We start from the raw sequence: 23,801 nt of genomic DNA on the forward strand, positions 1-23,801 counted from the left end.
ACTGAGCCTGTCCGGCATGTCCGGTCTGACGGGTAGGAGGATGAGGCGCGGTGCACGTACCTGACGGGTTCTTCGACGCCCCGGTGTCGGTGGGGGCGGGCGTCGTGGCGGCGGCGGGCATCGCCGTGTGCCTGCGCGGCGCCCGCCGCGAACTGGACGACCGCACCGCCCCGCTGGCCGGGCTGAGCGCGGCGTTCGTGTTCGCCGCCCAGATGATCAACTTTCCGGTGGCGGCCGGCACCAGCGGCCATCTGATGGGCGGGGCGCTGGCCGCCATCCTGGTCGGCCCGTACGCCGGGGTGCTGTGCATCTCGGTGGTGCTGCTGGTGCAGATGCTCTTCGCCGACGGCGGCGTCACCGCGTACGGGATCAACGTCACGTTGATGGCGCTCACCGGGGTGCTCGTCGGGTACGGGGTGTTCCGGCTGGTCACCCGGCTGTGGCCGGCGAGCGCCCCGCGCCGGACCGGTGTCACCGTGGGGTCCTTCCTGGGGGCGCTGGCCTCGGTGCCCGCCTCGGCGCTGGTGTTCGTGGCGCTGTTCGCGCTGGGCGGCACCGCCGACCTGCCGCTCGGCGCGGTCCTGACCGCGATGCTGGGCGTGCACGTCCTGATCGGCATCGGCGAGGGCGTGATCACCGCGCTCACGGTCGGCACCGTCGCCGCGGTCCGCCCCGACCTGGTGCACGGCCTGCGCGGCCAGGCCGCGCCGCTGGAGATCCGCACCCCCGAGCCCGCGGAGGCCTGACCCATGAAGACCGCCAACCGGCGCTTCCTGCTCGCCTTCCTCCTGGTCGCCCTGGTGGTGGCCGGTGTCCTCAGCTATTACGCCAGCGGCGACCCCGACGGGCTCACCAAGGTCGCCGAGGACAAGGGCTTCGCCGCGCAGGAGAAGGAGCACGCGCTGTCGGACTCCCCGGTGAGCGACTACGGCGTCAAGGGCGTGGAGAACGAGCGCCTGTCCGGCGGGCTGGCCGGCGTGCTCGGCGTCGGCCTGACCGCCGCGGTCGGCGGCGGCCTGTTCTGGCTGGTGCGCCGCCGCGACGGGCGCGACGAGAAGGCCCCGGCGGGCGCCTCCGCCGAGCGCTGAATGGACGGTCTGGGGCGGCGGCTGCACCGGCCGGGGGACACCCCGGTCCACCGGCTGCCGCCGCAGTGCAAGCTGGCCGCGGCCGGGCTGTTCGTCCTGGCCGTGGTGAGCACGCCGCGCGAGGCGGTCTGGGCGTTCGGCGTCTACGCGGTCCTGCTCGCGGCCGTCGCGGCGGCCGCCCGGGTGCCCGCGGGGTTCGTGCTGCGGCGCATGGCGATCGAGGTCCCGTTCGTGGTGTTCGCGGTGCTGCTGCCGTTCGTCGCGCAGGGGCCGCGGGTGGAGGTGCTGGGCGTGGCGCTCAGCGAGAGCGGCCTGTGGTCGGCGTGGAACGTCCTGGCCAAGGCCAGCCTCGGCACCGCCGCCTCGGTCCTGCTGGCCGCCACCACCGAGCTGCGGCAGCTCCTGCTGGGGCTGGAACGGCTCCGGCTGCCCTCCCTGCTGGTGCAGATCGCCGCGTTCATGGTCCGGTACGCCGACGTGATCGTGGGGGAGATGCGGCGGATGAAGGTGGCCCGCGCCGCTCGCGGCTTCGAGGCCCGTGACGTGCGGGCGTTCGGGGTCCTGGCCCGGTCGGCGGGCGCGCTGTTCCTGCGTTCCTACGAACGCGGCGAGCGGGTCCACCTGGCCATGCTCAGCCGCGGCTACGAGGGCCGGATGCCCGTGCTGCACGACGCGGCGGCGACCCGCGCCCAGTGGGCGGCCGCCGCCGTGCTGCCGGCGCTGGCCGCGCTCGTCGCCTCCGGTGCTTGGATGGTGCGGTGACCCCTTCGCTTGAGGTGAGCGGCCTGGCGTACGCCTATCCGGACGGCACGCAGGCGCTGTTCGGCGTGAACGTGACCATCGGCAGGGGCGAGCGGGTCGCCCTGCTGGGCCCCAACGGGGCGGGCAAGACCACCCTCGTGCTGCATCTGAACGGGATCCTGCACGGGGGAGCGGGCACCGTCCGCGTCGGCGGGCTCACCGTCGACCCCGAGGACCGCAGGACCCTGCGGGAGATCCGGCGGCGCGTCGGCATCGTCTTCCAGGACCCCGACGACCAGCTGTTCATGCCCACGGTCCGCGAGGACGTCGCGTTCGGCCCGGCCAACCTGGGCGTCACCGGCGCCGAGCTGGACCGGCGGGTGGAGCGCGCGCTCACCCAGGTCGGCATGCTGCACGCGGCCGACCGGCCCCCGCAGCACCTGAGCTTCGGCCAGCGCCGCCGGGTGGCGGTGGCGACCGTGCTGGCGATGGAGCCGGAGATCCTGGTGCTGGACGAGCCGTCGTCCAACCTCGACCCGGCCGGGCGCCGCGAGCTGGCCGAGATCCTGACCGGCCTGGACGTGACCATGCTGATGGTCACCCATGACCTGCCGTACGCGGCCGAGCTGTGCCCCCGGTCGCTGATCCTGTCCGGCGGGGTGATCGTCGCCGACGGCCCCACCCTGGACCTGCTGGCCGACGAGCCGCTGATGCGCGCCCACCGGCTGGAGCTGCCGTACGGGTTCGATCCCCGCGCCATCGCCTCGCGTTAGTCCTCCCTTCGCGCCGTCCTTCGCTAGGCTCGTGCCTGCTGCAAATGGCAACGGTTTTCATATCCACTTCGGGAGGCAATGCCGTGAAGGTCGCGTTCGTCGGCAAGGGGGGCAGCGGCAAGACGACCCTTTCGTCGCTGTTCGTCCGCCATCTGGCCGGGCAGGGGCGGCCGGTGGTCGCCATCGACGCCGACATCAACCAGCACCTCGGCGTCGCGCTGGGCCTCGACGAGGACCGCGCCGCCAAGATCCCCGCGCTCGGCGACCACCTCACCGAGATCAAGGAGTACCTGCGCGGCGACAATCCCCGGATCTCCTCGGCCGCCAGCATGGTCAAGACCACCCCGCCCGGCCGCGGCTCCCGGCTGCTGCGGCTGGGCGGCGACGACCCGGTGCACGCCCTCGGCCAGGAGGTGAACGGCGCGACGCTGCTGGTCACCGGCGCGTTCACCGAGGAGGACCTGGGCGTGGCCTGCTACCACAGCAAGACCGGGGCGGTGGAGCTCTACCTCAACCACCTGGTCGACGGGCCCGGGGAGTACGTGGTGGTCGACATGACCGCCGGCGCGGACTCGTTCGCCTCCGGGCTGTTCACCCGGTTCGACCTGATGTTCCTGGTGGCCGAGCCCACCCGCAAGGGCGTCGGGGTTTACCGCCAGTACGTCGAGTACGCCGCCGACTACGACGTGGCGATCAAGGTCGTCGGCAACAAGGTGACCGGCCCCGACGACGTGGCGTACCTGCGCTCGCACGTCGGCGACGACCTGCTGACCTGGTTCGGCCAGTCCGCCGCCGTCCGCGCGCTGGAGCAGGGCCGCGAGGGCGTCGCGCTGGAGCCCGAGAACGAGGCGGCGCTGGAGCTGATGCGCCGCCAGGTCGACGGGCGGACCCGGGACTGGGACAGGTTCTGGCGGCAGGCCGTGGAGTTCCACGTCAAGAACGCCCGGAGCTGGGCCAACCGCGCCGTGGGGGAGGATCTGGAGGCCCAGATCGACCCGGGCTTCCGGGTGCCGCAGCCGATCTAGGGCTACCGGGCCGGGGTGCGGGGCCGCTAGCCTGCCCGCCATGGCGGTGCGGCGGGTCCTGGCGATGCTCCTGGCCGGTGTCGGAACGACGGCCCTGATGGCGCTGGTGTTCGGCAACCAGTGGTTCGGGGATCTGGCCAACGGTGACGGAACCGCGAGCGAGGACTCCCTGGTCCGCGACCTGGCCCGGTGGCTGCACTTCCCGGCCTGGGTGGTCGGGCGCGGCCCGGTCCTCGACCAGGTCGGCATCGATGTGAGCCTGCTGGTGCTGCTGGGCCTGCTGGCCGTGCTGATCCTGGCGGGCGCCCGGTCCCTGGAGCCGCGGCGCGGCGCGTTCGGCGCGCTCGTCCTCGGCTGGTGGGCGGCCCTCGTCGCGGCGGCGATCACCGGCCTGGTCCGCGGGACGCTGCTGGTCGTCGTCGGCGACTTCCCGTCGTCCCTGATGCGGAACGTCATGCTCAACCACATGGCGCAGGGCCTGTTCTGGGGGATGGTGTACGGCTGGCTGCCCGCGCTGGCGTGCCTGGTGGCGTTCCTGGCGACCCGCGACGCCCGGAACCCCTCGTCCGCCCCTCCCTGGGCGAGCCCCGCGCCGGCCGCCGGCGGCTCCCTGCCCCCGAACCATCCCGCGGCCAAGCCCTACGCGCCGCCGCCGGGACAGCCCGCCCCGCAGGGCTGGGCGCCCCCGCCGCCGTCCCCCGGGGCGGGACCGACCGGGGGCCTGCCGGTTCCCCAGCTCCCTCCGGCGGGCTACGCGCCGCCCGTCGCCCACACCCCCGACGCCCCGGCCGCCATCGCCGCGGCCCAGCCCTCGCAACCGGCGGCCTGGACCCACACCGACCAGGACCCCGGACCAGCCGGGGAACAGGCCCGTACCGATCAGGACGCCGGGCCGGGCACAGACCGGCCTCGTGTCGGCCAGGAGGCCGAGCCCGCCGAGGACCGGGGGCGTATCGGCCGGGACGCCGAGCCCCCCGCGGACTTCACCCGCGCGGACTTCGAAGCGGAACTCCCAGCGGACTGGACCCGCACCGATTCCGGTGGGGAACGTCTTCCGGACGACCGCGACGATCTCCCGGCCGACGACGTACCCGCCTCCGGCGGATCCGGCGAACCCGGCGGACCCGGCGGACCAGGCGGACCGGGCGAGTCCGGTGGGTCCGACGCGTCCGAGGAGCCCCCGGACCGGCCTCTGGTGCCGCCGGCCTGACGGTTTCCCGGACCCTGTTTTCGGTCCCGGCGGGCGGTCCTGAAAGACTTCCCCGCATGCGCGTCTTTCTTGGATCCGACCACGCGGGCTTCGAGCTCAAGCAGCACCTGATCGGATGGCTGTCGGCCAACGGCCACGAGCCGGTCGACTGCGGGCCGGAGGTCTACGACGCGGTGGACGACTACCCGCCGTTCGTGCTGCGCGCCGCCGAGCGGACCGCCGCCGAACCCGGCTCGTTCGGCATCGTGCTCGGCGGCTCCGGCAACGGCGAGGCCATGGCCGCCAACAAGGTCAAGGGCATCCGCGCCGCCCTGGTGTGGAGCGAGGACATCGCCCGGCTGGCCCGCGAGCACAACGACGCCAACGTCATCAGCATCGGCGCCCGCCAGCACGACCTCGACACCGCCACCCGCTTCGTCGAGGTCTTCCTGGCCACCCCGTACTCGGACGAGGAGCGCCACACCCGCCGCATCGGCATGCTCGCCGACTACGAGACCACCGGAAAGCTCCCCCCGCTCCCGTAGCCGGGCCTGTCCGGCGCGGCGGAACGACGGCAGGATGGTCGGCGGAGGTGACGCCATGACCCAGCCGGGCATGCGGATCACGATCGACGCGGCCATGCGGGCCCGGGACGTCTCCCGCCCCTACCCCGAGGGCGAGGAACGCCCCCCCGAGCCCCCGCCCCCCGCCCCGCGACGCAAGTCCGCCAGAGCCGAACGCCGCCGCCAAAGCAAACGCAAATAACCCCTCACACCCCTGTCCGAAAATCGAGACGGGGGTCTGGGGGCAGAGCCCCCAGAACTTCCACAACAACTCGAGACAGGCCACTCCTCGATCGGCCGGAGCGGAGCCCCCAGGCGGAGCTCCGGCCGATCGAGCGCGGTCGGACCACCGCAGCCGCCCGGGTGGAGCGAGCCGCCAGGCGAGCGGAACCCGGGCGGCGAGGATGGTCCGAGCCGCGTGCGGGGGGTGTGGGGGGTCGCCCCCCCACAAGAGGCACGCCATTTCCCGCCGGGTGCCGTGGTTGGTCGGTAGTCTGCCGGAGATGCTGCAACGTCTGGTCCACCGCCTGCCGCCGGGGATGCGCGCCTTCCTGCGCCGCATCCCGGTTCTCGTGCGGGCGTACCGGTGGCTCAGGCGCCGGCGGTGGACCCGTGAGCGCTACGTGTTCGTGGTGCTGGCGCTGGTGGCGGTGGCGCTGGGGGTCAGCGCCACCTGGTCGGAGGCGTGGGCGCCGTCGGGCGCGCTGGTGCTGACCGTGCTGGCGGGCGGCCTGCTGCTGCGGGTGCGCACGCTGGTGGGGCTGCTCGGCGTGGTCGCGGTGATGCTGGGCTACGACATGTGGCAGCTGGGGGTGCGCAGGGTCGGCCTGGGCATGATCGCGACCGTGGTGATCACGGCGGTGCTGGCGCTGACCCTGGCGCGGACCCGCCAGCAGCTCGGGGTGCAGGGGCTGCGCGGCGAGTACATGCTGCTGGAGCTGCGCGACCGGCTGCGCCGTCAGGGCGAGCTGCCGCCGCTGCCGGGCGGCTGGAACGCCCAGGTGGTGCTGTTGCAGGCGGGCGGGTCCTCGTTCGGCGGCGACTTCGTGGTGTCGGCCTGCGACGAGCGGACGCTGGAGGTCGCGCTGGTGGACGTGTCCGGCAAGGGCGTGGACGCCGGCACCCGGGCGCTGATGCTGTCGGGGGCGTTCGGTGGGCTGCTTGGATCGATCCAACCTGACCGTTTCCTGCCCTCCTGTAACGATTATCTGCATCGCCAGCGCTGGGACGAGGGCTTCGTCACCGCCGTCCACCTGGTGCTGGACCTGACCACCGGCGACTACGTGGTGGAGTCCGCCGGGCATCCGCCGTCCGCCCAGTTCGACTCCACCGACGGCACCTGGCAGGTCAACGAGACCAAGGGCATGGTGCTCGGGGTCGTTCCGGAGCTGCAGTGCGAGCCCGCCCGGGGCACGCTGCGGCCCGGGGACGCGCTGCTGCTCTACACCGACGGGCTGGTCGAGGCCCCCGGCCGGGACCTGGACGAGGGCATCGACCGGCTGCTCACCGAGGCCGACCGGCTGGTGCCGCAGGGGTTCGGGCAGGGCGCCAAGGAGCTGGTGCAGCGGATGGCCGCCGCCCGCGACGACGACTGCGCGCTGGTGCTGATCTGGCGGAGCTGATCGCCCGCGCCCGGGATGTCCGGGTGCCGGAAACGAGATCGTCATCTCGATGTTTCATCGGATGAACGTGACCGCGCCACTGTGGAGACAGGCCGCCGGGCCGCCCCCTCCCAGGAGGGGGAACGGCACGGGGTCGCGTCGATCAGACCGGCCGGGTTCGTCGTCGAACGGGATCCTCCTCGACGGGCGAAGACGAACGGCCGGCGGTGGGCGCGGAAGACCGTCGTCCGTGCGGGCGGTACCCCAGGGGTGGGAGGTTCCGCCCGCACGGACGTCGCGATCGCGCGGCGTCCCGGGTCCCGGTCCGCGCGCCGAGGTTTCGCCCGGCAATGACTTGGTTACAACCAGCTCTGCTGGTCCTTTGGAATGCCAAACGATCAACCCCCCTGGGAACGGCGACGGTCGAGGGAGGGCTGACGGCGGGTGGCCGAGGACGAGCGGCGGCGACGGGCCTCACGCACATCGATGCAGTGGCGGCTGACCTTCATCGCCACCGGGATCGTGGCGCTGATCTTCTGTGTCGGCGTGCTGGGCCTCTACGAGCTCATGCACCGGATGGCGCTCGACGGCCTGGAGGAACGCGGCAGCGCCGCCGCGTACCGGATCGCCGACGAGGCACGCGAGGGCGCCCCGCCCGGCGAGCTGCTCCCCGAGGTGCCCGGCTACTACCTGCTGCAGGTCGTCGACCGCAACGGCCGCGTGGTGGCCTCCAGCCCGGCGCTGCGCGGCCGCCCCGCGATGGCCGAGGCGCCGGTGCCCGGCCGGGACGACGTGGCGGTCAGCCGGATCATCCGCGCGCCGGGCTACGGGATGCCGTTGTACGCGACCTCCGTCCGGGTGAGCGCCCCCGGCGACAGGTACCTGGTGGTCGCGGCCACCCCGATGTCGGACCTGTACGACGTGCAGGAGACGTTCGCCCGGCTGGCGGTGGTGGTGATGCCGGTCGTGCTGGCGGGCGTGTGGGTGATCGTGTGGCGGTCGGTGGGCCGGGCGCTGCGGCCGTTCGACCGGATGCGGCGGGAGCTGTCGCAGATCACCGGCGGCTGCATGAGCCGCCGGGTCACGGTGCCGGACGCCGACGACGAGGTGGCCGACCTGGCCTGCGAGGTCAACATCACGCTGGACCGGCTGCAGCGGTTCGTGGAGGGGCAGCGCAAGTTCGTCGCCGACGCCTCGCACGAGCTGCGCAGCCCGCTGACCGCGCTGCGCACCCAGCTGGAGGTGGCGCTGGCGCATCCGGAGGACGAGGACTGGCCGGCGGTGGCGATGGCGGCGCTGTCGGACGCCGACCGGCTGCAGCGGGTGGTCACCGACGTGCTGACGCTGGCCAAGCTGGACGCCGGGGTGCGCGGCGAGCGCCAGCCGGTGGACCTGGGGGAGCTGGCCCGCAGCGAGGCCACCGAACGGCTCCGCCGCGTCCCGGTGCACGTCCACGTGCAGGACGTGGCGCACCCGGTGATCGTGCACGGCAGCCGCACCCAGCTGATCCGGGTGCTGACCAACCTGCTGGACAACGCCGAACGGCACGCCCGTTCGCAGATCCGGATCGTGGTCTACCGGGACGGCCCGGACGCGGTGCTGGAGGTCGCCGACGACGGGTCGGGGATCCCGGCGCAGGACCGTGAGCGGGTGTTCCAGCGGTTCACCCGGCTGCCCGAGAGCCGTGAGCGCGACGCCCACGGCTCCGGGCTGGGCCTGCCGATCGCCCGCGACATCGTCACCGCCCACGGCGGGACGCTCACCGCGGGGGAGAGCAAGGAGGGCGGGGCGCTGCTGATGATGCGGCTGCCGCTCAAAGACGGAGGCCCGTCAGGACCATGACCTTCTCGTAGGTGAAGTCCTCCATCGCCGACCGCAGCCCCTCGCGGCCCACCCCGGACTCCTTGACCCCGCCGTACGGCATCTGGTCGGCCCGGTAGGACGGCACGTCGCCGATCACCACGCCGCCGACCTCCAGCTCCCGGTTCGCCCGGAACGCCACGTCCAGCGAGCGGGTGAACACGCCCGCCTGCAGCCCGTACCGGGAGTCGTTGACCAGCGCGAACGCCTCGTCGAGGGTGTCGAACGGCTGCACGAGGAGCACCGGGCCGAAGACCTCCTCGCAGGACACCCTGGCGTCGGCGGGCACGTCGGCCAGCACGGTCGGCGCGAACGAGGCCCCCTCGCGGGTGCCGCCGGTCAGCACCTTGGCCCCGCCGTCCACCGCCTCGGCCACCCACGACTCCACCCGCCGGGCGGCGTCCTCGCTGATCAGCGGCCCGACCTGGGTGGCCTCGTCCCACGGGTCCCCGGTGACCAGGCCCTCGACCGCGCTCACGAGCCTGGGCACGAACGACTCGTACGCCTCGCGCGCCACGTACACCCGCTGCACGGCGATGCAGCTCTGCCCGGCCTGGTAGTTGGAGAACAGCCCGATCCGGGCGGCGGCGTGGTCCAGGTCGGCGTCGGCGCACACCACCACCGCCGCGTTGCCGCCCAGCTCCAGCGTCACGTGCTTGCGCGGCACCAGGTCCTTGATCATCCAGCCGACGGGGCCGGACCCGGTGAACGACACCACCGGCAGCCGCGGGTCCTCCACCAGCGCCGAGGCCCGCTCGTTGGGCACCGGCAGCACCGAGAACATTCCTTCCGGCAGCCCGGTCTCGGCGAGGATCTCGCCCAGCAGCAGCGCCGACAGCGGGGTCGCCGGGGCGGGCTTGACGATGACCGGCGCGCCGACCGCGACGGCCGGGGCGACCTTGTGCGCGGTCAGGTTGAGCGGGAAGTTGAACGGCGTGATCGCCAGCACCGGCCCGTGCGGGACCCGGGAGACGTAGGCCATCCGGCCCTCGGCGGCCGGGTCGGTGTCCAGCCGCTGGGTCCGGCCGCTCCACCGGCGGGTCTCCTCGGCGGCGAACCGGAACGTCGAGATCGCCCGGGACACCTCGCCGCGCGCCCACAGCAGCGGCTTGCCGTTCTCGGCGGTGATCAGCCGGGCGATCTCCGCGGCGCGCTCGCCCAGCCGCCGGGCCACGTGCGCGAGCGCCTCGGCCCGCACGTGCAGCGGCAGCGCGGCGGCCTGCGCGCGGACCGCGTCGGCGGCGGCGACCGCCTGTTCGACCTGCTCGTCGGTCGGCACGGAGACGGCGCCGACCGGCCGTCCGTCGTAGGGGTGCGTCACGGCCAGCTCGCCGTCGCCGGTGGCGGGCCGGCCTGCCAGCCAGAAGGGGGTCGTCTCGGGCATGCCTCCACGCTATCCCCGAGCCTCCGGCCTCCCACTCTCCACCGCGTCCACTCCCGGCATCCGGGGTGGACACACTGTCACGGGGGCGGGAGGGTCAGCGCGAACCACAGCTCGGCCCGTACGCCGGGGTCGTCCAGGTCGCGGCCGAGGATCTCGGCGGCCCTGCGCATGCGGTGCCGCAGCGTGTGCCGGTGGACGCCCAGGGCGCGCGCCGCCGCCTCGCCCTGGCCGTTGGCGGCCAGGTAGGCGTGCAGCGAACGGACCAGCTCCGGGTCCTCCGCCCGCAGCGGCCCCAGCAGGGCGTCGGCGAATCCCCGTGCCGCCTGCGGGTCGACCAGCCCGTGCACCCCCTGGCCCGGCAGGTTCCCGTACCGCAGCACCGGGCGGCCGGGACGGCGGCGGGCGGCGGCGAGCGCCTGGTCGGCCTGGGCCAGCGCGCGGTCCAGGCCGTTCAGGTCGGCCGGGTCGCTGACGCCGACCGGGCCGGTGGCCGCGAGCGCCGCGATCACCTGCTCGGCCACCGGTTCGGGAACGATCACCAGGCAGCCGTCCGCCCGCCGCACCGCCAGGCATCGGTCCGCCGCCGGGCCCGCCTCCAGCACGTCCGGCACCTGCGGGCCCGCCGCGCAGGCCAGCACCCTGACCGGGGGTTCGGGCAGGCCGGGCAGGTCGCCCGGGGACGGCTCGCCCAGCAGCAGCCCCGCCAGCGCGGCCCGCAGCGCCCGCCCGGACGGGGAGGACTCCGACCGCAGCGTCAGCAGCGCCACCGCCGCCCCCACGATCGTGTGCGCGACCTGCGGCAACGGCTCGGCCGTGCCCACCGCCAGGAACCCGCGCGGCCGTCCCGCCACCCCGATCGGGTGGATCACCACGTGCGAGTCCCGCCCGGACACCGCCGCGCTCGCCCCGCCGCCGCGCAGCCGGTCCAGTTCCCCGGCCAGGTCGCCGGCCCGCCGCCGCGCCGACTCGGGCGCGGCCTGCCGCACCTCGCCGGCCGGGCCGAGCAGCAGCGCCCAGCCGTCCAGCTCGCGGGCCAGCCGGGCGACGAGCCGCCGCGGCCCCTTGAGCGCCGCGCGGGTCAGCGCCCGCTGCGCCTGGAACGCCCGCGTCACCGCCTCGTACCGTTCGGCGGCCAGCATCTGCGAGACCGCCTTGCCGATCGCGATGAACGGGGTGGGGCGCGGCACCTCCAGCAGCGGCAGCCCGTGCTCCTCGGCCGAGGCGACCAGCTCCGGCGGCACCACCGGATGACCCAGTCCCACCCCGAAGCCCAGCCCCGTCACCCCGCGCCGGACCAGCCGGGTCACGTACGGCCCGGCGCCCTCGGCCGACAGCCGCATCCCGGTGGTCAGCAGCAGCTCGCCGCCCTCCAGGAACGGGGTGGGGTCCTCCAGCTCGCTGACCGCGACCCACTGCACGGGGGCCCGCAGGGCGTCCGGGGGGCCGGTGAGGATCCGCAGGTCCAGGCGGGGGAGTGCGGCGACGGCGGCGAGGGTGGGCGGCACGGTTCTCCACAGTGTCCAATCGGGCGACCGCACATGGACGGTCCGTATGGTGCAGCCTAGATCCCGCCGACCTATCGTCGCGGCCATGACCAGCGAACACACGTTCACCCTGAAGCAGGAGCGCCGTCTCGTCACCGAGATCCCCGGCCCCCGGTCGCGGGAGCTGCAGCGGCGGCGGACCGGCGCGGTGCCGCCCGGGGTGGGCAGCGTGCTGCCGGTCTACGTCGCCGAGGCGGGCGGCGGCGTCGTCGTGGACGTGGACGGCAACTCGCTGATCGACTTCGGCTCCGGCATCGCGGTCACCAACGTCGGCAACGCCAACCCCCGGGTGGTCGAGCGGGTCCGCGAGCAGGCCGGCCGGTTCACCCACACCTGTTTCATGGTGACCCCGTACGAGTCGTACGTGGCGGTGTGCGAGGCGCTCAACCGGATCACGCCCGGCGACCACGACAAGCGCTCGTTCCTGGTCAACAGCGGCGCGGAGGCGGTGGAGAACGCCGTCAAGATCGCCCGGTACGCCACCGGGCGGCCCGCCGTCGTCGTCTTCGACCACGGCTACCACGGCCGGACGCTGCTGACGATGACGCTGACCGCCAAGAACATGCCGTACAAGCACGGGTTCGGCCCGTACGCCCCCGAGGTCTACCGGATGCCGCTGGCCTACCCGTACCGCTGGCCGACCGGCCCGGACGAGTGCGGCCCGCAGGCGGCGGCGCAGGCCATCGACCAGATCACCAAGCAGATCGGCGCCGAGAACGTGGCCGCCGTGGTGATCGAGCCGATCCAGGGCGAGGGCGGCTTCATCGTGCCCGGCCGGGGCTTCCTGCCGGCGCTGGCGGAGTTCTGCCGCGCCAACGGCATCCTGTTCATCGCCGACGAGGTGCAGACCGGCTTCGCCCGCACCGGCGACCTGTTCGCCTGCGAGCACGAGGGCGTCGTGCCCGACCTGGTCGCCACCGCCAAGGGCATCGCCGGCGGCCTGCCCCTGGCCGCGGTCACCGGCCGCGCCGACATCATGGACAAGGTCCACCCCGGCGGTCTCGGCGGCACCTACGGCGGCAACCCGCTGGCCTGCGAGGCGGCCCTGGCCGTCCTGGAGGAGATCGAGCGGGGCGACCTCACCGCCAGGGCCCGCCGCATCGGCGAGATCATGCTGCCCCGCCTGCGCGCCCTGGCCGAACGCCACCCCTCGATCGGCGACGTCCGGGGTCGGGGCGCCATGACCGCCATCGAGCTGGTCCGTCCCGGCACCAAGGACCCCGACCCCGGCCTCACCTCCGAGGTAGCCCGCCGCTGCCACGAGGCCGGGCTCCTGGTCCTCACCGCCGGCACCTACGGCAACGTCCTGCGCTTCCTGCCCCCGCTGGTCATCCCCGAGCACCTGCTGAACGAGGGCCTGGAGATCCTGGAGCGGGCCTTCGACGCGGCCTGACGTCCCGGCCCGGAACGCCGCCACCGCACCTCTCCGCTCGGCGTTCCTCCACCGGTGGCCCTGACGCGCTCACACGACCTGCGCGGCCGGTGAGCCGGCCAGGTCGTACAGGTCCGCCAGGAGCTCGTAGGAACGGCGGCGGTCGGCGTGGGCGTAGACGCTGGTGGTGACCATGACCTCGTCGGCCTCGGTGGACTTGATCAAGGCGTCCATCCTGGCGCGCACGGTGCCGGGGCCGCCGACGACCTGGGAGTCCAGGCGGGAGGCGATGATCTCCTGCTCCAGCGGCGTGTACGGGTGGGCGGCGGCCTCCTCGGGGCTGGGCAGCGGACCGGGCAGGCCCTGGCGCAGGCGCAGGAACTGCAGGGCCTGCGGGCGGGCCAGCTCGTGGGCGCGTTCGTCGGTCTCGGCGGCGGTCACCGACACGGCGACCATCGCGTACGGGCGGTCCAGGTCGGCCGAGGGACGGAACGACTCGCGGTAGAGCGCCAGCGCGGGAAGGGTGTTCTCGGCGCTGAAGTGGTGGGCGAACGCGAACGGCAGGCCCAGCATCCCCGCCAGCCGGGCGCTGTAGCCGCTGGAGCCCAGCAGCCACATCGGCGGCCGGTTTCCCGCGGCCGGGGTCGCGGCGCTGTCGTCGTCGAAGTAGCGGCGCAGCTCGACGAGCTGCTCGGGGAAGTCGTCCACCGACAGCGGCCCGGTGGCCCGCCGCAGCGCCCGGGCGGTGCTCTGGTCGGTGCCGGGGGCGCGGCCGATGCCCAGGTCGATCCGCCCCGGATACAGCGCCTCCAGGGTGCCGAACTGCTCGGCCACCACCAGCGGCGGGTGGTTGGGGAGCATCACGCCGCCCGAGCCGACCCGGATCCGTTCCGTGGCGGCGGCGACCTGGCCGATCAGCACCGCGGTCGCCGAGCTGGCGATGCCGGGCATGTTGTGGTGCTCGGCCAGCCAGTACCGGTGGTAGCCCAGCCGCTCGGTGTGCCGGGCCAGGTCCAGGGTGTTGCGCAGGGCCTGGGCGGAGGTCGAGCCGGTGACCACGGGGGACAGGTCGAGGACGGAGAAGGGAATGCTCATGAAGTGGCATAACCCGCGCCCGCGGAGCCGTCTTCCCGGCCCGCCCGTCCCGTTGTTTCGCCGGTACGGGCGGGGGTAGGCGGGGCGCGTGAGACCGTCGTCCACTCCGGCCGCCGGCGAGGGCGGGCATCGCGGTGTCCCGCACACGGCGGACCTGCGGATCGAGGCGTGGGGGCCGACCTGGGAACGCTGCATCGCCGAGGCGGTGGCCGGGCTGGTGGAGTCCTTCGCCGACACCTCCGGCGTCCGGACGCGGTGGACCGTCACGGTGGACGTGCCGCCGGGACCGGACGCGGACGTGCTGGTGGCCGTGCTGGACGAGGTGATCTACCGGCTGGACGTCGACGGCGAGGTCGTTCTCGGCGCCGAGATCACCCGGGCGCCGGACGGCAGGCCGGCGGCCCGGCTGTCGGTCGGGGACGCGGCGGAGGCGACCGCGGTCGGCGCGGTGCCCAAGGCGGTGTCGCTGCACGACCTGCGCTTCGGCCCAGAAGACGGCCGCTGGTCGTGCGCGGTGACGATCGACGTGTGACGGGGAGGCCTCAGCCCTTGACGACGCCGATCGGGGTCAGGCGGGCGACCTTGCGGCACAGCCCCGCCCCCTCGCTCGCCTCGACCACGGCGGACACGTCCTTGTAGGCGTCCGGGGTCTCCTCGGCCAGGCCGCGCCACGACGAGGCGCGCACCGCGATGCCGTGGGCCTCCATCGTGTCCCGCAGGTGCCTGCCGCTGACCCCGCGGGCGGCCTGGTGGCGGCTCTGCACCCGGCCGGCGCCGTGGCAGGTGGAGTGGAAGGCCCGCCCGCCCGGCACACCGACCAGGACGTACGACGAGGTGCCCATCGTGCCGGGGATCAGCACCGGCTGGCCGACCTCGCGCAGGTCTGGCGGCAGGTCGGGGTGACCGGGCGGCAGTGCCCGCGTGGCCCCCTTGCGGTGCACGCACAGCCGCCGCCGCTCGCCGCCGACCTCGTGGTCCTCCAGCTTGGCGAGGTTGTGCGAGACGTCGTAGACCAGGTCGAGCCGGGCGCCCGCCGCACGCCGGAAGACCTGGCGCGCCGCCTGGGCGAGCAGTTGCCGGTTGGCGCGGCCGTAGTTGGCCGCCGCGGCCATGGCGCCCAGGTAGGCCCGGCCCTCGGCGGAGTCGACCGGTGCGCAGGCCAGCTGCCGGTCGGGCACCGTGATGCCGTGCCGCGCCATCTGTTTCTCCATCGCCCGTACGTGGTCGGTGCAGATCTGGTGCCCCAGGCCGCGCGAACCGCAGTGGATCATGACGCAGACCTGGTCCGGGCGCAGCCCGAACGCCTCGGCGGCGGCCGGGTCGTACACCTCGGCGACCCGCTGCACCTCCAGGAAGTGGTTGCCCGAGCCCAGGCTGCCGACCTGCTGCGCCCCCCGCTGCACGGCCCGTTCGCCCACCTGGCCGGGGTCGGCGTCGGCGACCGCCCCGGCGTCCTCGCACCGCAGCAGGTCCCGCTCGTCGCCGTGGCCGTGCTCGACCGCGTACCGCGAGCCGCCGGTGAGGATGCCGGTCAGCTCGCCGCGGCCGGGCAGGTGCCAGACCGCGCCCTTGCCCATGCCGCGCGGGACGGCCGGGTCGAGGCCGTCCATCACCCGTTCCAGCACGGGCCTCAGTTCCGCGGCGTCGATGTCGGCGGCCAGCAGCCGTACCCCGCACGAGATGTCGAAGCCGACGCCGCCGGGCGAGACCACGCCGCCCTCCCGCGGGTCGGTGGCCGCCACGCCGCCGATGGCGAAGCCGTACCCCCAGTGGACGTCGGGCATGGCGTACGAGGCGTCCACCACGCCCGGCAGCATGGCGACGTTGGCGACCTGCTCGATCGCCTTGTCGGCCCCGTGCAGCAACTCGTGTGAGGCGAACACCACGCCGGGCACGCGCATGGCGCCGGTGGGCTCGATCCGGAACCGGTACGGCCCCTCCGCCGCAAGGTGCACGGTCATGGTCGGGGACTACCCCCCGGCTCACCGACCATGCGACTGCTGTCCGTACCGGCCGACCAGGGGCACGAAGTAGGCGGGCGTCACCAGTTCCTCCCGCGTCAGCCGCCCCTCGTGCTTGGTGAACGCGAAGACCTGGTCGGTGCCGCCGCCGGTGATGGGCTGGACGAGACGCCCGCCCTCGGCGAGCTGCGCGGCGAGCGGGGACGGCACCTGCGGGGCCGCCGCGGAGACGACGATGCCGTCATAGGGGGCGTGTTCCGCGAGCCCCTGCGTGCCGTCGCCGACGACCACGGTCGCGTTGCGGACACCGGCCGCCGTGAGGTTGGCGCGGGCCTGTTCGGCGAGGTCGGCGTACTGCTCGACGGACCACACCCGGGCGGCGAGCCGGCCGAGCAGGGCGGTCTGGAACCCCAGCCCCGTCCCGACCTCCAGGACCCGCTCGCGGCCGGTGAGCCGGAGCGCGGCGACCATCCGGGCGATGAGCGAGGGCTGCGAGGTCACCTGGCCGTGCGGGATGGGCACGGGGACGTCCTCCCGCGCCATGTCCACGTACTCGGCCGGAACGAACGGCTCACGGGCCGTCCGCCGGAACGCGTCCAGCACCCGCGGATCACGAACCCCGTGATCGTGCAACGCCCGGATCAACGCGTCCCCACCGCCCCGCTGGGGCACCATGTCGCCGTTCCCTACCCGCTCCACCCGACCACGAACGCCCAGGGACACGGCAGGGCTCCGCACGGCAGAACCGCGCGGAGCCCTGGCGGCGCATCGGCCCGGGTCAGTGGCCGCCGTGCAGGCGCAGGCCGATGAGGACCGGGTCGTGGTCGCTGGACCGGTAGGCGTCCGGCTTGTAGAGGGACGGCGGGTTGTACTCGGTGTTGTAGTCCAGGATGAGCGGCTCGTCGGCGTTGATGTGCCAGATGGTCGCGCCGGTGACGCGGCGGGCCAGCGAACGGCCCGCCAGCACGTGGTCCAGCTCGCCGGACTGGCCGTCGAAGACGTAGCTGTAGCGGCGGTGCGCCGGGACGAACCGCTCGGTCTGGCTGTGCAGCCCCGCCTTCTCCAGCGTCCTGATCGGGTCCTCGGTGCCGTAGGCGTTCAGGTCGCCGATCACCAGCGGGTGCGGCACGTCGGCGGCGAGCGCGGCGACCGCCCGGGCCTGCCTGACCCGCTTGGGGTTCCAGCAGCCCTGGCCGTCGCCCTGGTCGGCCTCCTCGCCGGTGGCGCCGTCGCAGCCCTTGGACTTGAAGTGGTTGACGATCACGGTGAACGGCTCGCCGCCCGAGACCCGCCGGAACGTCTGCGCCAGCGGCGGGCGGTCGAAGTTCTCGTCCGTGGAGGAACGCGGAGCCCCGACCGGCTCGACCTCACCGGGCTTGTAGATCAGGGTCACATGGATCTCGTCGGTGCCCGGATTGGGGTGCCGGATCCAGGAGTAGGCGCCCGCGCCGACCTCGGCGTTGAGCCGGTCGACCAGGGCCTTGACGGCGGTGTCGCCGTTGTTCTCGACCTCCATCAGCCCGACCACGTCGGCGTCCAGGCCCTTGAGGGCGGCGACCAGCTTGGTGAGCTGACGCTCCTGCTCCTCGGGGCTGCCCGCGCCGCGCCGGTCCAGCGTGGTGAACCAGTTGAGGGTGTTGAACGAGGCGACCTTCACGTTCGCCGGGCCCACCGGGCCGGGGGCGGCCGGGCGCGGGTTGGTCCGCTCGAACGTCGCCTGCGCGGTGGGCTGCAGCCGGTACTGGCCGAACCCGTAGCCGAGCACTCCGGTCAGCCCGCGCACCGTGTCGCCCAGCCGCACCGGCTCGGGCGAGGTGAACGGCACGTTCGGCGGGTTCTGCCGGTTGGAGCCGTCGTCGATCAGCAGCCGCCGCCGGTCGTTGGCCTCCTGCGAGACCCCGGGCCGGTCGGTGGGCTGGAACAGCCGGCCCTGTGCCGAGACCGTCAGCTCCCCGTACCGGCCGAGCTGGTAGTGCTCGGTGGCGGTGAGCCGCTCGGGGAAGGTCAGCAGCATCCCCTCGTGCGGCTCGAACGACACGCCCTCCGGACGGGGCAGGTCGTACGCGGTGGGCGCGACGGCGCCGGTGCCGCACACGTCCACGGCGGTGACGGGGGACAGCTCGGTCAGCCCGTTGAACTCGATGGCCCGCCCGGTCACCAGGACCCGGTCGCCGACCTTGACGTCCCCGCGCGAGGTGCCCGCGAACACGAACAGGCCCTCGGAGGTGGCGGGGTCGTCGTCGGGGTCCGGGTCCTGGACGAAGAAGCCGCCGAGCTGGTCGCCGCGCTGGAAGTCCGCGGTGACGACGCCCTCGACCCGGACCGTGCTCCCGTTGAGGGGGGTGGCCTCGCCGGGCCCCTGCACCTGGGCGATCCGGTGGGTCGCCGGGGTGTCGCAGCCGGTCTGCGCGGCCTCGGCGGCGCCGCCGAGGCCGACGAGCGTTCCGGCGGCGAGGGCTGCGGTCGCCACCGCGGTGCGGGTCAGTGAGGTTCGGGACATGGCGCGAGCGTAGGCATGATCGTCACCGCCGAGAAGAAGCACGGGTGAACCCTCCATCAATTCGTGATGGATCCGGTCGTTCACGGGAATTCCGAACGTCCGTGAATGCGTTCAATTGGCTACTCTCCGTATTCCCCTCGGCGGGGGAGGGCAATCCGCCCGGCGGGGGAGGACCCGGCGATCATGGACCCGGAGCGTGGTCCCATGACCTCCGCGACGCCCCGGCGCCATCGCGCCGCTGCCTGGGCCTGCTGCGCCTGGCTGGCCTTCTTCGTCGTCTCGCACGTCCTGGCCGTGATCTTCCCCGGCGAGGACCCGACCGGCGACGGCCCCTGGGGCCGCACCGCCTACGTCGTCTACAACGTCGTGCTGATCGCGATGGCGGCTGCGGGGGCGGTGCTCGTGCTCGCCGCCGTCCGCCCGTGGGGACGGCGGCTGCCGCGTCCGCTGGTGCTGGTCCCGCTGTGGTTCGGCAGCGTGCTGCTGGTCGTCCGGGGCGTGCCCGGGATGGCCGAGAACGTCCTGGTCGTCACCGGGGTCGCCCCGCACGGGCTGCTCGGCACCATCGACGGAGCCGAGGCCGACCCGGGGACCCGGCAGTTCTGGACGAGCATGGCCGTCAACGCCTACTTCTTCCTCGGCGCGGTGACCCTGCTCCCCGTCGCCCGCGCCGCTACCCGGCGGCGCCCGCCGTCGCCCGGAACTCGCGCGGGCTGACCCCGCGGACCCGCTTGAACGCGCTGCTGAGCGCGAACGGGGTGCTGTAGCCGACCCGGCGGGCCACCTTGTCCACCGTGGCGTCCGGCTCGCGCAGCAGGTCGGCGGCCAGCGCCAGCCGCCAGCCGGTCAGGTACGTCATTGGCGGCTCGCCGACCAGGGCGGTGAAGCGGCGGGCCAGCGCCGCCCGGGACACCCCGACGCGGTCGGCCAGGGACGCCACCGTCCACGGGTGCGCCGGCTGGTCGTGGATCAACCGCAGCGCGCGGCCCACCACCGGGTCGGCGTGCGCCCGGTACCAGGCGGGGGCGGCGTCCCGTTCCCGGTCGAACCACGCCCGCAGCGACGTGATCAGCAGCAGGTCCAGCAACCGGTCCAGCACGACCGCCTGGCCCGGCCGGTCCACCGCCATCTCCGCGCCGAGCAGCCCCACCAGCGGGGTGCCGGCCGTCTCGGCGGGGATCATCAGCAGCGGCGGCAGCGCCTCCAGCAGCCGCCGGCTGACCTCGCCCTCCATCTGGTAGGTCCCGACCAGCATCTGGTGCGCACCGTCGGGGCCGGTGCCCCAGGAACGCACCCCCAGCGACATCTCCTGGAACAGTTCACGGCCGTCCAGGGCGGTGCAGCGGCCGTTGGGGTGGATGACGATGTCGGGCCGCCGGTCCGGGTCGTCGGCGACGGTGTACGGGTCGGGTCCCCGTATGACGGCGATGTCCCCGGCGTCGCCGCGCACCGGCTCCCCGCCGTCCGGGCGGACCCAGGCGTGCCCGCGCAGCAGCGCCACCAGCGTGAGCGGCGCGCGGTCCTGCACCCGCATCGACCAGGGCGCGTCCAGCACCGCCCGCAGCAGGAACGCCCCTCGGGCCCGCGGCCCGTCCAGCAGGCCCGCCAGTGCGTCCATGCCGCCGAGTGTAGACGCACGCGTATGTCCACGAGCTTTCCGGCCATGTTCCGTCTCACCTGGCGCGGCTTGACTGTGAGGCATGGCGGACAACGAGATGACCCTGGTCCTGGGCGGCACCGGCAAGACCGGCCGCCGCGTCGCAGAGAGGCTGAAGGAACGCGCCGTCCCCGTCCGGATCGGCTCCCGGTCCGCGGACCCCGCGTTCGACTGGGAGGACCCCGGCACCTGGGCGTCGGCGCTGCACGGGGTGTCGTCGGTGTACGTGGCCTACCAGCCCGACCTGGCGGTCCCGCAGGCCCCGGCGGCGATCACCGCGTTCACCGAGGCGGCCCGGGAGGCCGGGGTGCGGCGGCTGGTGCTGCTGTCGGGCCGCGGCGAGGAGGAGGCGCAGCGCTGCGAGGACATCGTCCGGAACAGCGGCCTGGAGTGGACGATCGTCCGCGCCGCCTGGTTCCACCAGAACTTCAGCGAGAGCGACATGCTCGGCTGGATCCTGGACGGGGCGCTGGTGGTCCCGGCCGGGCGCGCGCCCGAGCCGTACGTGGACGCCGACGACATCGCCGACGTGGCGGTGGCGGCGCTCACCGAGGACGGGCACGCCGGCCGCGTCCACGAGGTGACCGGGCCGCGGCTGCTGACCTTCGCCGACGTGGCCGCCGAGATCTCCGCCGCCACCGGCCGCGAGATCGCGCTGGTCGAGGTGCCGGTGGAGCGGTACCCGCAGGTGCTGGCCGACGCCGGGGTCCCGGCCGAGGCCGCCGACCTGCTGACGTACCTGTTCGTCACCGTCATGGACGGCCGCAACGCGCACGTGACCGACGGGGTGCGCCGGGCCCTGGGGCGCGAGCCCCGCGACTTCACCGACTACGCCCGTTCCGCCGCCGCCTCCGGCGTGTGGGACCTGCCGAAGGACTGAACAGTGAAGACCTTGCAGATCGTGTCGCTGATCTCGGCGACGGTCACGATGGGCTGGACGGCGGGCCTGTTCGCCGCCTTCTCGTACGCGGTCATGCCCGGCCTCGGCCGGACCGAGGACCGGGTGTTCGTGGACGCCGTGCAGCGGATCAACGCCGCCATCCTCAACGGCTGGTTCGCCCTCGGCTTCGTCGGCGCGATCGTGTTCACCGGCCTGGCCGCCGTCCTGCACCTGGGCGGCGGCCAGCGGCCGGTGCTGCCGTGGCTGGTCGCCGCGTTCGTGCTGTACGCGGCGGTGCTGGCCATCACGTTCGGGATCAACGTGCCGCTCAACAACGCCATCGACGCGGCCGGGAACGTGGACGCGATCGGTGACCTGGCCGCCGTGCGCGCCGCGTTCGAGACCCGCTGGGTCCGCTGGAACGCCGTCCGCGCCGTCCTGTCCACCGCCGCCCTGGGCTGCCTGGCCTGGGCGCTGATCCGGTACGGGCGCACCATGTGAACGCGGCGGTGTCCCGGGCAGTGGGACCGGGGCCTGACCGGCGGCCTGTCCCGTCCTACGGTGCGGGAGTGCTCCCAAAGCGATCACTTTCCCGCCCTCTGATCGCCGTGGCGGCGGCCCTGGCCGCCGCCATCGTGCCGGCCGGGCCGCCCGCCTGGGCCGCCGACGACACCGCCGCCCCCTCCGCCCTGGTCATCGCCCCCGAGGCGGGGGACTGGGTATTCCGCGACCGCGCCGGACGCCGGATCATTCTGCGCGGCTTCAACGTCTCCGGCAGCGCCAAGCTCTACGAGAACGGCCTGCTGCCGTTCCGCAGCACCGCCGACGCCGCCAGGTCCGCGCAGGCCATGCGGGACCTGACCGGCGCGAACGCGATCCGCTTCCTGATCACCTGGGAGGGCGTGCAGCCCGCCCCCGACCGGATCGACCACGCCTACCTGGACCGGGCCGCCGCGCAGATCCGGCAGTTCACCGACCGGGGCTTCCACGTCCTGCTCGACTACCACCAGGACCTGTACTCGGCCCACCTGTTCCACGAGGACAGCTGGTACACCGGGGACGGCGCGCCCGCCTGGGTGGTGGAGGGCGGCGGCTATCCGCGCGAGTCCTGCGGGATCTGCATCATGTGGGGCCAGAACATGATGACCAACGAGGCGGTCCGCGCCGCCGCCCGGGACTTCTGGAACAACCGCGAGATCCAGACCCCCGCCGGGCCGGTGAAGGTCCAGGACGCCTACCTCGCCCAGGCCAGGGCGGCCCTGACCCATCTCAGGCAGCGGCTCACGCCGGAGCAGTTCGACGCGATCCTCGGCGTGGATCCGTTCAACGAGCCGTTCGACGGCGGCCGGGACGGCACCGGCGCCGAGTGGGAGAAGACCCACCTGATGCCGTTCTACGAGCGGTTCCGCGGTGTGATGGACGAGGCCGGATGGTCGGGCAAGCCCGCGTTCGTGGAGCCGCTGCCGTTCTGGAACGTCGGGTTCTTCGAGGAGGGCGGCCTGTCGCAAGTCGGCCGGATCGGCACCCGGTACGTGTTCAACAGCCACTTCTACGACGGCGCCCGGATGACCATCGACCCCAGGCCCGCCGGTGACGGCACCTACGACGACGTGATGAACGAGATCCGTGCCCGCGCCCGCGACCTGGGCACGGCGGCGTTCCTGTCCGAGTACGGCAACCGCATGTCCGGCACCGGCAGCTCCCGCACCCCCTGGATGATCCGCGCCATGTACCAGGCGCAGGACTACGGCGTGCCCGGCCGTTCCTGGTGGACGGACGCGGCGTCGGGCGGCACCGTGCTGTCGTCCACCCACTGGCACTGGGACATCTACAGCGGCCGTCACCACGAGCTGATGAACGGCAACCCAGGCAAGGTGCAGACCGAGGGCGACGGCTGGAACGACGAGGACTTCTCCGTGGTGCGGACCGACGACTCCGGCGGCGTCGTCCTGCGCCTGGACCGGCGGGTCCTGGACCGCCTCTACCCGGCCGCCGTCGCCGGTGACGTGCTGGCGTTCGCCTACGAGGACCTGGCCCGCTCCGGGTTCGCCGGGGAGGGCGCGCAGGCGCAGTGGCTGGCCTCCCCGCAGAACATGCCGAACGTCGCCGCGCTGACCAAGGGCCGCCAGTTCGGCGTGCTGGTGTGGCGATCCACCGGCTCCGGCCCGACCGAACTGCACCTGCCGGGCTCGTTCGCCCCGGAGGGCACCGTCCTGGTCGGCGACCTGGGCGCCCACCACGGCCTGCCCACCTCCGGCCCCGTCCGCGTCGCCCTGGAGCAGGGGTCCGCGACCGCCCGCCGCCTGGTGATCGACCGGACCCCGCCGGGCTCGCTCCACGTCGCCCTGATCGTGAACGCCGCCACCGACGTCCCCGCCGACCGCCTCGCCGCCGCCCGCGCCGAACTCACCGCCTGGGCGAACAGCCGCTTCGGCTCCTGACCGGCACCACCGGATCGCAAGGCCGCTCTTCTCGAGGCAGCCTTTTCGGGCGGGCTGCAGCGGGCGGAGGTCGCCCGTGGACGTACGAAGGCGGGGAGGACCCCGGGCCTTCGCTCGTTCGGGCCGG

Annotated in this window: 23 protein-coding genes; 16 read left to right on the forward strand and 7 right to left on the reverse strand. The window is 74.0% G+C overall.

Annotated elements, in window-relative coordinates; translation table 11 throughout:
- Positions 1–50: 50 nt before the first annotated feature.
- The 10 genes from HNR21_RS34695 (at position 51) to HNR21_RS36375 (ending at position 8,822) form a co-directional block, all read left to right on the forward strand.
- The gene (locus tag HNR21_RS34695; protein ID WP_198679414.1) at positions 51–746 is read left to right on the forward strand and encodes an energy-coupling factor ABC transporter permease; all 696 of its coding nucleotides are present in this window, start codon (positions 51–53) and stop codon (positions 744–746) included.
- Between the two features lie 3 nt (positions 747–749).
- Positions 750–1,088 (forward strand): PDGLE domain-containing protein, encoded by a 339-nt coding sequence (locus HNR21_RS34700; protein WP_220500163.1) that lies wholly within the window; start codon positions 750–752, stop codon positions 1,086–1,088.
- On the forward strand, positions 1,089–1,850 hold the full coding sequence (gene cbiQ, locus HNR21_RS14850; RefSeq protein ID WP_119727626.1) for a cobalt ECF transporter T component CbiQ: 762 nt from the start codon (positions 1,089–1,091) through the stop codon (positions 1,848–1,850).
- The gene (locus HNR21_RS14855; RefSeq protein WP_312881038.1) at positions 1,847–2,602 is read left to right on the forward strand and encodes an energy-coupling factor ABC transporter ATP-binding protein; all 756 of its coding nucleotides are present in this window, start codon (positions 1,847–1,849) and stop codon (positions 2,600–2,602) included. The genes cbiQ and HNR21_RS14855 overlap by 4 nt, the downstream gene beginning before the upstream one ends.
- Before the next feature lie 83 nt (positions 2,603–2,685).
- Positions 2,686–3,627 (forward strand): ATP-binding protein, encoded by a 942-nt coding sequence (locus tag HNR21_RS14860; protein WP_182705688.1) that lies wholly within the window; start codon positions 2,686–2,688, stop codon positions 3,625–3,627.
- Positions 3,628–3,667: 40 nt separating this feature from the next.
- On the forward strand, positions 3,668–4,837 hold the full coding sequence (locus tag HNR21_RS14865; RefSeq protein ID WP_182705689.1) for a hypothetical protein: 1,170 nt from the start codon (positions 3,668–3,670) through the stop codon (positions 4,835–4,837).
- A 56-nt stretch (positions 4,838–4,893) separates the two neighbouring features.
- Positions 4,894–5,361, forward strand: coding sequence for a ribose-5-phosphate isomerase (locus HNR21_RS14870; RefSeq protein WP_182705690.1), 468 nt, complete (start codon positions 4,894–4,896; stop codon positions 5,359–5,361).
- Between the two features lie 55 nt (positions 5,362–5,416).
- Positions 5,417–5,581: a hypothetical protein gene (locus HNR21_RS14875; protein ID WP_182705691.1), complete on the forward strand. Its 165-nt coding sequence runs from the start codon at positions 5,417–5,419 to the stop codon at positions 5,579–5,581.
- A 301-nt stretch (positions 5,582–5,882) separates the two neighbouring features.
- Entirely contained in the window at positions 5,883–7,001 is a 1,119-nt protein-coding gene (locus HNR21_RS14880; RefSeq protein WP_182705692.1) for a PP2C family protein-serine/threonine phosphatase, read from the forward strand.
- 423 nt (positions 7,002–7,424) lie between these two features.
- Positions 7,425–8,822 (forward strand): sensor histidine kinase, encoded by a 1,398-nt coding sequence (locus tag HNR21_RS36375; RefSeq protein WP_182705693.1) that lies wholly within the window; start codon positions 7,425–7,427, stop codon positions 8,820–8,822.
- On the opposite strand, the gene HNR21_RS14890 is transcribed toward HNR21_RS36375, so the two are convergent.
- A complete protein-coding gene (locus tag HNR21_RS14890) occupies positions 8,794–10,224 on the reverse strand; it encodes an aldehyde dehydrogenase family protein (RefSeq protein ID WP_119727633.1) in 1,431 nt (476 codons plus the stop codon). The two genes, HNR21_RS36375 and HNR21_RS14890, sit on opposite strands and share 29 nt — an antisense overlap.
- A 77-nt stretch (positions 10,225–10,301) precedes the next feature.
- Positions 10,302–11,729 carry a PucR family transcriptional regulator gene (locus HNR21_RS14895; RefSeq protein ID WP_182705694.1) on the reverse strand — a complete coding sequence of 476 codons (1,428 nt, stop codon included), beginning with the start codon at positions 11,727–11,729 and terminating at the stop codon, positions 10,302–10,304.
- Between the two features lie 85 nt (positions 11,730–11,814).
- On the opposite strand from HNR21_RS14895, the gene gabT reads away from it, so the two are divergent.
- The gene (gene gabT, locus HNR21_RS14900; RefSeq protein WP_182705695.1) at positions 11,815–13,161 is read left to right on the forward strand and encodes a 4-aminobutyrate--2-oxoglutarate transaminase; all 1,347 of its coding nucleotides are present in this window, start codon (positions 11,815–11,817) and stop codon (positions 13,159–13,161) included.
- 69 nt (positions 13,162–13,230) lie between these two features.
- Here the strand turns inward: gabT and HNR21_RS14905 are convergent, their stop codons facing one another.
- Positions 13,231–14,235: an LLM class flavin-dependent oxidoreductase gene (locus HNR21_RS14905; RefSeq protein ID WP_119727636.1), complete on the reverse strand. Its 1,005-nt coding sequence runs from the start codon at positions 14,233–14,235 to the stop codon at positions 13,231–13,233.
- 88 nt (positions 14,236–14,323) lie between these two features.
- Here HNR21_RS14905 and HNR21_RS14910 point away from each other — a divergent pair, with 88 nt between their 5' ends.
- The gene (locus HNR21_RS14910; RefSeq protein WP_119727637.1) at positions 14,324–14,767 is read left to right on the forward strand and encodes an archease; all 444 of its coding nucleotides are present in this window, start codon (positions 14,324–14,326) and stop codon (positions 14,765–14,767) included.
- A 10-nt stretch (positions 14,768–14,777) separates the two neighbouring features.
- Here HNR21_RS14910 and HNR21_RS14915 read toward each other — a convergent pair whose 3' ends face one another.
- The 3 genes from HNR21_RS14915 to HNR21_RS14925 form a co-directional block, all read right to left on the reverse strand.
- Positions 14,778–16,196: an RtcB family protein gene (locus HNR21_RS14915; RefSeq protein ID WP_220500166.1), complete on the reverse strand. Its 1,419-nt coding sequence runs from the start codon at positions 16,194–16,196 to the stop codon at positions 14,778–14,780.
- 21 nt (positions 16,197–16,217) lie between these two features.
- Complete coding sequence (locus HNR21_RS14920) at positions 16,218–16,871, reverse strand: protein-L-isoaspartate(D-aspartate) O-methyltransferase (protein ID WP_182705696.1); 654 nt, start codon at positions 16,869–16,871, stop codon at positions 16,218–16,220.
- A gap of 103 nt (positions 16,872–16,974) precedes the next feature.
- A complete protein-coding gene (locus tag HNR21_RS14925; RefSeq protein ID WP_182705697.1) occupies positions 16,975–18,696 on the reverse strand; it encodes an ExeM/NucH family extracellular endonuclease in 1,722 nt (573 codons plus the stop codon).
- Between the two features lie 204 nt (positions 18,697–18,900).
- Between HNR21_RS14925 and HNR21_RS14930 the strand changes: the two genes are divergently transcribed.
- On the forward strand, positions 18,901–19,413 hold the full coding sequence (locus HNR21_RS14930; protein WP_182705698.1) for a DUF3995 domain-containing protein: 513 nt from the start codon (positions 18,901–18,903) through the stop codon (positions 19,411–19,413).
- On the opposite strand, the gene HNR21_RS14935 is transcribed toward HNR21_RS14930, so the two are convergent.
- Complete coding sequence (locus HNR21_RS14935) at positions 19,370–20,314, reverse strand: AraC family transcriptional regulator (RefSeq protein ID WP_182705699.1); 945 nt, start codon at positions 20,312–20,314, stop codon at positions 19,370–19,372. The two genes, HNR21_RS14930 and HNR21_RS14935, sit on opposite strands and share 44 nt — an antisense overlap.
- A gap of 82 nt (positions 20,315–20,396) precedes the next feature.
- On the opposite strand from HNR21_RS14935, the gene HNR21_RS14940 reads away from it, so the two are divergent.
- From HNR21_RS14940 to HNR21_RS14950, 3 genes are all read left to right on the forward strand, one after another.
- Complete coding sequence (locus tag HNR21_RS14940; RefSeq protein ID WP_182705700.1) at positions 20,397–21,233, forward strand: NAD(P)H-binding protein; 837 nt, start codon at positions 20,397–20,399, stop codon at positions 21,231–21,233.
- 3 nt (positions 21,234–21,236) lie between these two features.
- Positions 21,237–21,734 carry an anthrone oxygenase family protein gene (locus HNR21_RS14945; protein WP_233358982.1) on the forward strand — a complete coding sequence of 166 codons (498 nt, stop codon included), beginning with the start codon at positions 21,237–21,239 and terminating at the stop codon, positions 21,732–21,734.
- 107 nt (positions 21,735–21,841) lie between these two features.
- Positions 21,842–23,674, forward strand: coding sequence for a cellulase family glycosylhydrolase (locus HNR21_RS14950; RefSeq protein WP_182705701.1), 1,833 nt, complete (start codon positions 21,842–21,844; stop codon positions 23,672–23,674).
- Positions 23,675–23,801 lie beyond the last annotated feature (127 nt).

Source organism: Thermomonospora cellulosilytica, assembly GCF_014138835.1.
In the GTDB taxonomy this organism is placed as follows: Bacteria; Actinomycetota; Actinomycetes; order Streptosporangiales; family Streptosporangiaceae; genus Thermomonospora; species Thermomonospora amylolytica.